The organism is Streptomyces amakusaensis, assembly GCF_039532665.1.
In the GTDB taxonomy this organism is placed as follows: Bacteria; Actinomycetota; Actinomycetes; order Streptomycetales; family Streptomycetaceae; genus Streptomyces; species Streptomyces amakusaensis.
Window position 1 is genome coordinate 154,077 of sequence record NZ_BAAASB010000006.1, and the last position, 11,352, is coordinate 165,428.

The 11,352-nt window shown below is 71.7% G+C and carries 12 protein-coding genes; 5 read left to right on the forward strand and 7 right to left on the reverse strand.

All coding sequences use genetic code 11. The annotated features are described in order from the left end of the window. Positions 1 to 27: 27 nt before the first annotated feature. From ABD371_RS12815 to paaA, 5 genes are read right to left on the reverse strand one after another with little or no spacing between them, the layout of a single operon-like run. Positions 28 to 1,083, reverse strand: a complete 1,056-nt coding sequence (locus tag ABD371_RS12815) for a 2Fe-2S iron-sulfur cluster-binding protein (RefSeq protein WP_344476087.1) — start codon at positions 1,081 to 1,083, stop codon at positions 28 to 30. Beyond that, positions 1,084 to 1,608 carry a 1,2-phenylacetyl-CoA epoxidase subunit PaaD gene (gene paaD, locus ABD371_RS12820; RefSeq protein WP_344476089.1) on the reverse strand — a complete coding sequence of 175 codons (525 nt, stop codon included), beginning with the start codon at positions 1,606 to 1,608 and terminating at the stop codon, positions 1,084 to 1,086. Further along, a complete protein-coding gene (paaC, locus tag ABD371_RS12825) occupies positions 1,602 to 2,327 on the reverse strand; it encodes a 1,2-phenylacetyl-CoA epoxidase subunit PaaC (protein WP_344476091.1) in 726 nt (241 codons plus the stop codon). Before paaC ends, paaD begins: the two co-directional genes overlap by 7 nt. After that, positions 2,324 to 2,614: a 1,2-phenylacetyl-CoA epoxidase subunit PaaB gene (gene paaB / locus ABD371_RS12830; protein ID WP_190121184.1), complete on the reverse strand. Its 291-nt coding sequence runs from the start codon at positions 2,612 to 2,614 to the stop codon at positions 2,324 to 2,326. The genes paaC and paaB overlap by 4 nt, the downstream gene beginning before the upstream one ends. After that, a complete protein-coding gene (paaA, locus tag ABD371_RS12835; RefSeq protein WP_344476095.1) occupies positions 2,611 to 3,603 on the reverse strand; it encodes a 1,2-phenylacetyl-CoA epoxidase subunit PaaA in 993 nt (330 codons plus the stop codon). Before paaA ends, paaB begins: the two co-directional genes overlap by 4 nt. A gap of 112 nt (positions 3,604 to 3,715) precedes the next feature. Between paaA and ABD371_RS12840 the strand changes: the two genes are divergently transcribed. Genes ABD371_RS12840 through ABD371_RS12850 form a run of 3 tightly spaced genes read left to right on the forward strand, consistent with a single transcriptional unit; the run spans position 3,716 to position 6,627 of the window. Beyond that, the gene (locus ABD371_RS12840) at positions 3,716 to 4,648 is read left to right on the forward strand and encodes a DUF5819 family protein (protein ID WP_344476098.1); all 933 of its coding nucleotides are present in this window, start codon (positions 3,716 to 3,718) and stop codon (positions 4,646 to 4,648) included. Next, positions 4,645 to 5,838: an HTTM domain-containing protein gene (locus tag ABD371_RS12845; RefSeq protein ID WP_344476100.1), complete on the forward strand. Its 1,194-nt coding sequence runs from the start codon at positions 4,645 to 4,647 to the stop codon at positions 5,836 to 5,838. The genes ABD371_RS12840 and ABD371_RS12845 overlap by 4 nt, the downstream gene beginning before the upstream one ends. Positions 5,839 to 5,847: 9 nt before the next feature. Beyond that, entirely contained in the window at positions 5,848 to 6,627 is a 780-nt protein-coding gene (locus ABD371_RS12850) for a TrmH family RNA methyltransferase (protein ID WP_344476102.1), read from the forward strand. A 17-nt stretch (positions 6,628 to 6,644) separates the two neighbouring features. On the opposite strand, the gene paaN is transcribed toward ABD371_RS12850, so the two are convergent. Beyond that, entirely contained in the window at positions 6,645 to 8,321 is a 1,677-nt protein-coding gene (gene paaN / locus ABD371_RS12855) for a phenylacetic acid degradation protein PaaN (protein WP_344476104.1), read from the reverse strand. A gap of 123 nt (positions 8,322 to 8,444) precedes the next feature. Here paaN and ABD371_RS12860 point away from each other — a divergent pair, with 123 nt between their 5' ends. Together ABD371_RS12860 and ABD371_RS12865 are read left to right on the forward strand one after the other, a co-directional pair. Then, entirely contained in the window at positions 8,445 to 10,013 is a 1,569-nt protein-coding gene (locus ABD371_RS12860; protein WP_344476106.1) for a 3-hydroxyacyl-CoA dehydrogenase, read from the forward strand. Then, positions 10,010 to 10,612, forward strand: a complete 603-nt coding sequence (locus tag ABD371_RS12865; RefSeq protein ID WP_344476108.1) for a TetR/AcrR family transcriptional regulator — start codon at positions 10,010 to 10,012, stop codon at positions 10,610 to 10,612. The genes ABD371_RS12860 and ABD371_RS12865 overlap by 4 nt, the downstream gene beginning before the upstream one ends. A 67-nt stretch (positions 10,613 to 10,679) precedes the next feature. Here the strand turns inward: ABD371_RS12865 and ABD371_RS12870 are convergent, their stop codons facing one another. After that, positions 10,680 to 11,279, reverse strand: coding sequence for an Lrp/AsnC family transcriptional regulator (locus ABD371_RS12870; protein ID WP_344476110.1), 600 nt, complete (start codon positions 11,277 to 11,279; stop codon positions 10,680 to 10,682). Between the last annotated feature and the right edge of the window lie 73 nt (positions 11,280 to 11,352).

Consider the following 11,352-nt stretch of genomic DNA (forward strand, 5'->3'; position numbering starts at 1 on the left):
GATGAACACAGCCGCGGTGAATTCGTCTCAGCGGTCGAAGTCCAGCGCCACCTCGGGGGTGGCCGGGTGGGACTGACAGGCCAGCACATAACCGGCCTCGGTCTCCTCGGGCTCCAGTGCGAAGTTGCGGTCCATCCGCACCTCGCCGGAGACCAGGAAGGCCCGGCAGGTGCCGCAGACGCCGCCCTTGCAGGCGTAGGGAGCGTCGGAGCGGGTGCGCAGCACCGTCTCCAGCAGGGAGTCCCCCTCGCGTACGGGCCAGGTTCCGGAGCGCCCGCCGAGGGTCGCCGTCAGAGTGGCGCGGGCCGGTGCGGAAGCGGGTGCGGGCGGCGGTGCGGAGCCGTCGTCCACATGGAAGATCTCCTGGTGGATCCGGGCCCGGTCGACGCCGAGTCCGCGCAGTGCCCGGTCCGCGTGGCCGACCAGGCCGAGGGGGCCGCAGAGGAACCAGCCGTCGATGTCGGCCACCGGGAGCAGCCGGGGCAGCAGCCGGGTGAGCCGCTCGCCGTCCAGCCGCCCGGACGGCAGCCCCGACTGCCGCTCCTCCCGGGAGAGCGCGGTGACGAGCTGGAAGCGCTCGGGGTGGCGGTCCTTGAGGTCCGCGACCTCGTCCAGGAACATCGTGGACGCCGCCGTCCGGTCGCTCCGGATCAGACAGAACCGGGCGGCGGGCTCCCGGGACAGCACGGTGGCGGCCATCGACAGCACGGGGGTGATCCCGCTGCCGCCGACGATCGCGGCGAAGTGGCCGGGCCTCGGCTCCAGCCGGAATCGGCCCATCGGGGCCATCGCCTCGACGGTGTCCCCGACCGCCAGTTCCTTGAGGGCGTAGGTCGAGAACGCGCCGCCGTCGACCAGCCGGATGCCGACCCGCAGCACGGGCTCCGCGCCCGCCGGGGCGGCCGGGGAGCAGATCGAGTAGGTGCGCCGGATCTCTTGGCCCTCGGCCGTGCGGCGCAGGGTCAGATGCTGGCCGGGGGTGTGGCGGAAGGTCTCTCGCAGTTCGGGCGGCACCGCGAGGGCGACGGCCACCGCGTCGTCCGTGAGCCGTTCGACCGCGCTGACCCGGAGCGGATGGAACATCTACAACTCCTTGAAGTGGTCGAAGGGCTCACGGCAGGCGACACAGCGGCGCAGCGCCTTGCAGGCGGTGGAGGAGAACCTGCTCAGCAGCTCGGTCTCGGTGGATCCGCAGTTCGGGCAGCGCACCGAGAGCGTGAGCGGTACGGGGCCGTCCGACGCGTGGGGCCGTGGCGGGGCTATTCCGAACTCGGCGAGTTTGCGCCGTCCTTCGGCGCTGATGTCATCCGTCGACCAGGCGGGGGAGAGGACGGTGACCACCGAGACCTGCGGCACTCCGTCCTCGTGGAGGAGGCGTTCGATGTCGGCGGACATGGCCTCGATCGCCGGACAGCCGGTGTAGGTCGGCGTCAGCTCCACCTCGACCCTGCCGGGCCCCAGCAGATGGACCGCGCGCAGCACGCCCAGCTCCGCCAGTGTCAGCACCGGGAGTTCGGGGTCGGGAACGGAACCGGCGAGGTCCCGCAGCCGCGCCTCCAGCGCGGTGTCGTCGGCCGGCCGGCCGCCCGGCCGGGTGCCGGTCACCATGACGCCCCCGGGTGGCTGCGGTGGAGATGCTGCATCTCCGCGAGCATCCGGCCGAAGGGCTCGGTGTGCACGCCCTGGCGGCCCGCGCCGGCCGTCCACGCGCCGGTGCGGGGGCCGGAGGGGACGGTGAGCGTGGCCCGCTCCAGCACATCGGCGACCAGCTCCAGCCAGCTCGCCTCCAGCGCGGGCCAGTCCAGGCCGAGGCCGGGGACGGGCTGGAACATCTCGCCGGTGAACTTCCACAGCGCATCGCAGGCCCGCGCCATCCGCCGGTGGCTCTCCTCGGTGCCGTCGCCCAGGCGCAGGGTCCACTGCTCGGCGTGGTCCTGGTGGTAGGCGACCTCCTTGACGGCCTTGGCCGCGAGCGGGGCGAACTCGCCGGATCCGGCCGCCAGCCCGCCGTACAGCAGGCGCTGGTACACCGAGAAGTAGAGCTGGCGGGCGATGGTGTGGGCGAAGTCGCCGTTGGGCTGTTCGACCAGCTGGAGATTGCGGAAGGCGCGCTCCTCGCGGAGATAGGCCAGCTCGTCCTCGTCGCCGGCGAGGGAGAGCAGCACCCGCGCCTGTCCGAGCAGATCCAGCGCGATGTTGGCGAGGGCGACCTCCTCCTCCAGCACGGGGGCGTGGCCGGCCCACTCCCCCAGCCGGTGCGAGAGCACCAGCGCGTCGTCGCCGAGGGCGAGCGCGGCGGCGGTGGCGTCGGTGGTGGTGGCGGTCACAGGTGCTTCACCCCGTCCGGGATCTCGTAGAAGGTCGGATGGCGGTAGGGCTTGTCCGCGGACGGTTCGAAGAACGGGTCCTTCTCGTCCGGGGAGGAGGCGGTGACCGCGGACGAGGGCACGACCCAGAGGGACACGCCCTCGCCGCGCCGGGTGTAGAGATCGCGCGCGTTGCGCAGGGCCATCTCGGCGTCCGGGGCGTGCAGGCTGCCCGCGTGGGTGTGGGACAGTCCGCGCCGCGAGCGGACGAAGACCTCCCACAGGGGCCAGTCGGTCGAGCCGCTCATGCCGTGGCCTCCTGGGGTGCGCCGTGTCCGGTCCGGGCGGGGGGTGTCGTCCGGTGCTTCTCCGCGTGGGCCGCGGCGGCCTCCCGTACCCAGGCGCCCTCCTCGTGGGCCCTGCGCCGCTGGGTCAGCCGCTCCTCGTTGCACGGCCCGTTTCCCTTGAGGACCTCCTGGAACTCGGTCCAGTCGATCGGGCCGAAGTCGTGGTGGCCCCGCTCCTCGTTCCACCGGATCCCGGGGTCGGGGAGGGTCAGGCCCAGCGCCCGGGCCTGTGGGACGCAGATGTCCACGAAGCGCCGGCGCAGCTCGTCGTTGGAGTGGCGTTTGATCTTCCAGGCCATGGACTGGGCGGAATGGGCCGACTCGTCGTCCGGGGGGCCGAACATCATCAGGGAGGGCCACCACCAGCGGTTTACCGCGTCCTGGGCCATCTCGTGCTGGGCGGGGGTGCCCTGGGAGAGGGCGAGCAGCAGCTCGAAGCCCTGGCGCTGGTGGAAGGACTCCTCCTTGCAGATCCGGACCATCGCGCGGGCGTAGGGGCCGTAGGAGCAGCGGCAGAGCGGCACCTGGTTGGTGATCGCGGCGCCGTCGACCAGCCAGCCGATCGCGCCGACGTCGGCCCAGGTCAGCGTGGGGTAGTTGAAGATCGACGAGTAGCGCTGGCGGCCGGCGTGGAGCTTGTCGAGCAGCTCTTCGCGGCTGGTGCCCAAGGTCTCCGCGGCGCTGTACAGATACAGCCCGTGACCGGCTTCGTCCTGGACCTTGGCCATGAGGATGGCCTTGCGGCGCAGGGAGGGGGCCCTGGTGATCCAGTTCGCCTCGGGCTGCATGCCGATGATCTCCGAGTGGGCGTGCTGGGCCATCTGGCGGACCAGCGTCGCCCGGTACGCCTCCGGCATCCAGTCGCGCGGCTCGATGCGCTCGTCGGCGGCGACGGCGGCGTCGAACACCGCCTCGTACCGCTCCGCCGTGTCCCCGGTCATCGCCGTCATCGCAGCCCCCTACCGACCGATCGTTCGGTTCGTTGACTTCAATGGTCGGTCGATGGCCCTTAAGGTGTCAACCCTGTGGACAACCAGGTGGTCCTACGGTGATCGGGGCGGGATGGGCTCGTACGAGAACGAGAGCGTCGAGGGCACCGGCGCTCTGCGGTCCCCAGCGGTGGACGGCCGGCCGCCCGAGGCCCCGCCACACCCTCCTGAGCAGCGGAAACCCTGGCCCGATGCCATACTCGCGACGCCCGCTCCCCAAGGCTCCGGCCGCGAGGACACAGACACAGACACAGATACAGACACGGACGCGGACGGCGACGCGGACAGTGGCGCGGGCGCGGGCGCGGGCGGGGGCGGCGGACCGGCGGGCCCTTCGGGCGGCGTCCTGGCGCTCTCGCCGGTCTACCGGGCGGTCGCGGGCGTCTCGCTCGCCCTCGTCGCCGGTGTGGCCTGCGTCCACATCGCCATGGTCTTCCTCCATGTCGCGCCGTCCAACACGGTGACCAAGCGCCACGGCGAGACGATCGGCGCGTGGATCTATCCCGAGTTCGAGCAGAACTGGAAGCTCTTCGCGCCCAACCCGCTCCAGCAGAACATCGCCGTACAGGTGAAGGCCGAGATCCGAACCCGTGAAGGGGGCCGGGAGACCACCGGCTGGATCAACCTCACCGCACAGGACGCCGAGGCGATACGCGGCAACCCGCTGCCCAGCCACATACATCAGAACGAACTGCGCCGGGGCTGGGACTTCTTCCTCAACGCCCATGACGACAAGGGCCGCGCGACCGGCCCGCGCGGCCGGCTCTCCGAGAGCTATGTGCGCCGGATCGCGATGCTCCGCCTCGACCGGCAGGATCTCGGCGGCTCGGTGGAGCGGATCCGGATGAGGTCGTTGACCACCACGGTCGAGGCCCCGCCGTGGAGCGAGGAGAAGACCGACACCCGCCCCGTCGAGCGGCTGATGCCCTGGTGGACCGTGACCCCCGCCGACCGGCCCGGCGGGGAGGGCGAAGCCCCCGCCCGCCGGGCGGAGGCACGCCGATGACCGCGACCGCGCCCCGCGAAGGCCGGGTCGCCGCCGCCGTGCAGCGGGTCACCGCCGCCGCACTCGGCCCCTACCAGGCCGCCATAGTCCGGATCGGCTTCGGCTGTGTCTGGCTCCTCTTCCTCCTGCGCGAGCTGCCCCACCGCCATGAGCTGTACGGGCCCCGGGGGCCGTGGAGCTGGGAGCTGGGGCGCGATCTGATCTCCGGCAACGACGCCTTCACCGTGCTCATGTGGACCGACAGCGGGCTCTGGTTCGAGGTCGTCTACCTCCTCGCGGTGCTGGCCGCCGGCCTGCTGATGCTCGGCTGGCGGACCCGCGCCATGTCCGCGCTGTTCATGATCGGGGTGCTGTCGCTCCAGAACCGCTCGATCTTCATGGGCGACGGCGGCGACAACGTCATCCATCTGATGGCGATCTATCTGATCTTCACCCGCTGCTCCCAGGTCTGGTCGCTGGACGCGTGGCTCGCGGAGCGCCGGCGGGCGCGGTCGGCCGGGAACCCGCCGACCGGACCTCCGACCGGACCGCCGCCGGACCGGGTCGGTCCGGTCCTGTGGTGTGTGCTCGGATTCCTGCTCTTCACCGGCACCTTCCTGAACAGGACCGGCTGGCAGATCCTGCTCCTCCTGTGGGCGGTGTGGGTGGTGCTCGGAGTGTGGTGGGGGGTGAGCCGTTACTCGCCGCGCGGTCAGCCGCATCTGCTGATGGACTCCCTCGCCAACGTGCTCCACAACGCCGCACTTGTGGTGATCATGGCGGAGGTCTGTCTGATCTACGCCACGGCGGGCTGGTACAAGGTCCAGGGCTCGCGCTGGCAGGACGGCACCGCGCTCTACTACCCGCTCCAGCTCGACTACTTCACCCCCTGGCCCGCCCTCTCCGACCTGCTCGCCTCCAACGGGGTGATGGTGATGGCGCTGACGTACGGCACCGTCATCGTGCAGGTCGCGTTCCCGTTCACGCTCTTCAACCGGCGGGTGAAGAACGTCCTGCTGGTGGTCATGATCCTGGAGCACGCGGCGATCGCCGTGGTGCTCGGGCTGCCGTTCTTCTCACTGGCGATGATCGCGGCCGACGCGGTCTTCCTGCCCACCTCCTTCTTCCTCTGGCTCGGCGCGCTGACGGCCCGGGGGCGTGACCGGCTGTGGGCGCTGACCGGTGGGAGGAAGCGCGCGCCGGCGTCGTAGCCTGAGGCGATGAGCGACGACGACGCCGTCAAGGCGGCAGAGCGATGGCGCGAGGCCGCACCCGACGCGGTCCTGCTCGACGGCTTCCATGCGCTGAAGCACGCACTCCGTTTCGGTGCGGAGGTACGGTGCGCGATCACCAGCGACAGGGCGGCCGTGCTGGAACTAGCCGAGGGACTGGCCGCCGACGTCACCGACCGCCTCGGTGAACTCGTCACCGAGGTCCCCCCGGAGACCCTCCGGGAGCTGCTCCCCCGGGTCCACCCCACGAAGGTCGCCGCGCTGGCCGCCCGGCCCGGGCGCGGCGCGAACACGGAGACCATGGCGAGGCTGCCCCGGCGGGCGCCGATCGTCGTCCTGGACAATCCGCGCAACCTCGGGAACGTCGGCGCGGTGGTCCGTCTCGCCGCCGGATTCGGCGCGACCGGTGTGATCACCACCGGGGACCTGGACCCCTGGCACCCCAACGCCGTCCGGGCGGGCGCGGGACTCCACTACGCCACCGCCGTCGAGCACCTGCCCGCCGAGGCGTTCCCGCCGGGGCCGCTGTACGTCCTGGACCCGGAGGGGGAGGACATCAGATCCGTCCCCCTGCCCGATGACGCGCTGCTCGTGTTCGGCTCCGAGCGCCATGGCGTCTCGGCGGAGCTGCGCGGCCGGGCGACCCGGCTGCTGTCGCTTCCCATGCGGCCCCAGGTCTCCAGCTACAACCTGGCCACCAGCGTGGCCATGACCCTCTTCCACTGGGGAGGAGGAGACCCGGAGCCCGTGCCCGCGCCCGGTCCCTGACCGCCTCCCCCGCCCGGTCAGGCCTGGCGGCGGACCTCGATCACCCGGAAACGGCCCGCGACGAAGGCCCCGTCGCACAGCGCCGCGTTCGCCGCCGGATTGCCGCCGGAGCCGTGGAAGTCGGAGAACGCGGCGGTCTGGTTGACGTACACCCCGCCGGTCAGATTCAGCGAGAGCTGCGCCGACTCCTCCAGACAGACCTCCTCGACCGCCCGCTCCACCTCGGGCGATGTGGTGTACGCGCCGACCGTCATCGCCCCCTTGTCGCGGATCGTGCGCCGCAGCAGCTCCAGGGCCCCGGCCGTCGAGTCCACGACGACCGCGAAGGAGACCGGGCCGAAGCACTCGCTCAGATACACCGCGTCCGGATCGGCCTTGCCGCCGTCGAGCTTCACGATCACCGGGGTGCGCACCACGGCGTCGGGGAACTCCGGGTTGGCGATCTCCCGGGAGGACAGCGCCACCTCGCCCAGCTCCGAAGCGCCCTCCAGCCGGCTCCGCACCTCCGGGTTGACCAGCGCGCCCAGCAGGGCGTTGGCCCGGGAGTCGTCGCCGAGCAGACCGCCGACGGCTGCCGCGAGATCGGCCACCACCCGGTCGTACGGCACCGGGCCCGCCTCGGTGGCGATGCCGTCCCGGGGGATCAGCAGATTCTGCGGGGTGGTGCACATCTGGCCGCTGTACAGGGAGAGCGAGAAGGCCAGATTGGAGAGCATCCCCCGGTAGTCGTCGGTGGAGTCGATCACGACCGTGTTGACGCCGGCCTTCTCGGTGTAGACCTGCGCCTGGCGGGCGTTGGCCTCCAGCCATTCGCCGAACGCGGTGGAGCCCGTGTAGTCGATGATCTTGATTTCGGGGCGGAGCGCCAGCGCCTTGGCGATGCCCTCGCCGGGGCGCTCGGCGGCCAGGCACACCAGATTCGGGTCGAAGCCGGCCTCGGCGAGCACCTCGCGGGCCGTCCGGACGGTCAGCGCGAGCGGCAGCACCGCGCGGGGGTGCGGCTTGACCAGCACCGGATTGCCGGTGGCCAGGGAGGCGAAGAGCCCGGGATAGCCGTTCCACGTGGGGAAGGTGTTGCAGCCGATGACCAGGGCGACACCCCGGCCGGCGGCGGTGAAGGACTTCCGCAGCTTCAGCGGATCCCGCTTGCCCTGGGGCTTGGACCAGTCGGCGGCCTCCGGGACGCGCGTCTGTTCCGCGTACGCGTGGGCCACGGCCTCCAGGCCGCGGTCCTGCGCGTGCGGACCGCCCGCCTGGAACGCCATCATGAACGCCTGCCCGCTGGTGTGCATCACGGCCTGCGCGAACTCATGGGTACGGGCGCTGATCCGGGCGAGGATCTCCAGACAGACCAGGGCGCGCAGCTTCGGGCCCGCCTCGCGCCAGGCGGCCGTCCCCGCGCGCATCGCGGGAAGGAGCACTTCCGGGTCGGCGTGCGGATACTCGATGCCCAGCTCGATGCCGTACGGCGAGACCTCGCCGCCGGTCCAGCCGTCGGTGCCGGGCTGGTCCAGCTCGAAGCGGGTGGAGCGCAGGGCCTCGAAGGCGGCGAGGCCGTCGGCCGGCGCGCTCTCGCCGTACGCCTTGGGGTGCTCGGGGTGCGGGGACCAGTAGGCGCGGGTGCGGATCGCTTCAAGAGCCTGGTCGAGTGTCGGCCGGTGGCTCTCGGTCAGCCGGGTCTCGGTCAGCTGCATGGCGGACCAACTCCTCGTCGAGCTGGGCAGGGACGGAAGGACAGAGTTAGAGTAACCGAACGATCGGTCGGGACAAGGGGGCCTGTCAAACCTGTGGAAAACTCATCCGGGAGGATCACTCCCATGAGCACCAGCGCCGTGGAGCAGAACACCGACGCCCTCCGGGGCGCGGCCATCGACCCCGATCGCGTCGTCGCGGTCGTCGGCACCGGGGCCATGGGACAGGGCATCGCCCAGGTCGCCCTGGTCGCGGGCCATCCCGTACGGCTCTACGACACCCTGCCCGGCCGCGTCGGCGAGGCCGCCGCGGCGATCGGCGCGCGGCTGGACCGGCAGGTCGACAAGGGCCGGATGACCGCCGCCGACCGGGACGCGGCCCGTGCCCGGCTGCATCCCGCGGCCGGCCTCGCCGAGCTGTCCGACGCGGCCCTCGTCGTCGAGGCCGTCGTGGAACGGCTCTCCGTCAAGCAGGAGTTGTTCCGCGAGCTGGAGGGCATCGTCTCCGACGACTGCCTCCTCGCCACCAACACCTCCTCCCTCTCCGTCACGGCCGTCGCCGGCGCACTGAGCCGCCCCGGCCGCTTCGTCGGACTCCACTTCTTCAACCCGGCCCCGCTGCTCCCGCTGGTGGAGGTCGTCAGCGGCACCGCCACCGGGGCCGATGCCGCGCGCCGGGCCCTGGCGACGGTCACGGCCTGGGGCAAGACCCCGGTGAGCTGCGCCGATCTGCCCGGATTCATCGTCAACCGGATAGCCAGGCCCTTCTACGCGGAGGCCTTCGCGCTCCTGGAGGACCGGGTCGCCGACCCCGCGACCCTGGACGCGGTCCTGCGCGAGAGCGGCGGCTTCCGGATGGGCCCCTTCGAACTGACCGATCTGATCGGCCAGGACGTCAATGAGGCCGTCACCCGCTCGGTGTGGGAATCCTTCTTCCGGAGCCCGAAGTTCATCCCCTCGCTGCTCCAGCGGCGGCTGGTCGAGGCCGGCTCGCTCGGCCGCAAGTCGGGCCGCGGCTGGTACGACTACGCGGACGGCGCCGAGCGCCCCCGGCCGCACACCGCGGCCCCCGCCGCCCCTCCCGCGTACGTCGTCGCCGAGGGCGAGCTCGACCCCGCCCCCGGACTGCTGGAGCTGATCGCCGAATCCGGTGTCACCCTGCGCCGGGAGCCGGAGGACGAGGGCACCCGGCTGATCCTGCCGAGCGGCGGACAGCTGGTGCCCGTCGACGGCCAGACCGCCGCCGAGTACCGCGACGTCGTCTACTTCGATCTGGCCCTCGACTACCGCGCCGCCACCCGGATCGCGCTCAGCGCCGCGCCGCACACCGGCGAGCGCACCCTTCAGGAAGCCGTCGGCCTCTTCCAGGCCCTCGGCAAGAAGGTCAGCGTCATCAAGGACGCCCCCGGCATGATCGTGGCCCGTACGGTCGCGATGATGATCGACCTCGCCACCGACGCCGTCGCCAAGGGCGTCGCCACCGAGGAGGACATCGACACCGCGATGCGCCTCGGCGTCAACTACCCCGTGGGCCCCCTCGAATGGAACCGGAAGCTCCCTCTGGGGTACGCCCACGAGCTGCTGGAATCGGTCGACGAGCGGGTGCCGGGCGGCCGTTACGCCCCCGGCCTGGCGCTTTTCCTGCACACACACGCCTCGGCCCCTGACGGAGAAGGATCGGACCCGGACTCATGACTGCCGCAAAGCGGGACGCCTACACGCCGGACACTCTGCTGAACGTCGCTGTGCGCGTCTTCAACGAACGCGGCTACGACGGCACCTCCATGGAGCACCTCTCCCAGGCCGCCGGCATCTCCAAGTCGTCCATCTACCACCATGTCGCGGGCAAGGAGGAGCTGCTGCGGCGTGCCGTGAGCCGGGCGCTGGACGCGCTCTTCGCGGTCCTGGAGGAGCCGGGGGCGGTGCGGGGGCGGGCCGTCGAGCGGATCGAGTACGTCACCCGGCGCACCGTGGAGGTGCTGATGGCCGAACTCCCGCATGTGACGCTGCTGCTGCGGGTGAGGGGCAACACCGAGACCGAGCGGTGGGCGATGGAGCGCCGCCGGGAGTTCGACCAGCGCGTCGCCGATCTGCTGAAGGCCGCGGCGGCCGACGGCGACCTCCGCGCGGACGTGGACATCAGGCTGGCGACCAGGCTGCTCTTCGGCATGGTGAACTCCCTGGTGGAGTGGTACCGGCCGCACCCCGGCGGCGGCCAGGACGACGACCAGCTCGCCGAGACGGTGGTCCGGCTGGCCTTCGACGGGCTGCGCACGGCTCCCCAGCGCCCATGAGCCCCGGGGAGCCCCTGTGAGCCTCCCGGATGCCCAGGGAGGCTCGCGGGGGGCCGCGGGCCCGCGATCACTGCGGCTCGGCCTCCGGGACGGCGGGGGCCGGATGGAGGTCCGTCTCCTCGAAGACCAGCAGGGTACGGGTGGACAGCACCTCGGGGATGGAGTGGATCCGGGTCAGGACCAGCTCCCGCAGGGTGCGGTTGTCCGGGGTGTGCACCAGCAGAAGTACATCGAAATCGCCGCTGACCAGCGCGATGTGCGCGGCTCCCGGCAGCGCCTGCAACTGCTCGCGGACCGTCCGCCAGGAGTTCTGCACGATCTTGAGCGTGATGTAGGCGGAGGCCCCCTGACCGGCCCGTTCATGGTTGACGCGGGCACCGAAGCCTTGGATGACGCCGTCGTCGATGAGCCGGTTGATCCGGGCGTAGGCATTGGCGCGCGAGACATGGACCCGCTCGGCGACGGCCCGTATGGAGGCCCGTCCCTCCGATTGGAGAATGCGCAGGATGTCGCGGTCGATGGCGTCCAGGGCCCGGGGCTGCTGAGCCTGCCCCGGGAAGGGATCCGCTCTGTTCAGGGCGGGATCCGCCCTGGCCGGAGGCGGCTCGGCCCGATCGGCGCAGCCCTCGTCGAGAAATCCGTTCTCGGCCATTTGTTCAGGCCTCATATCCCCCCGCCTCCCTGGCATGGACGACCTGTGCCCACTACAGGCTGTGGAGAACCGTTTGTCCACAGGCTGA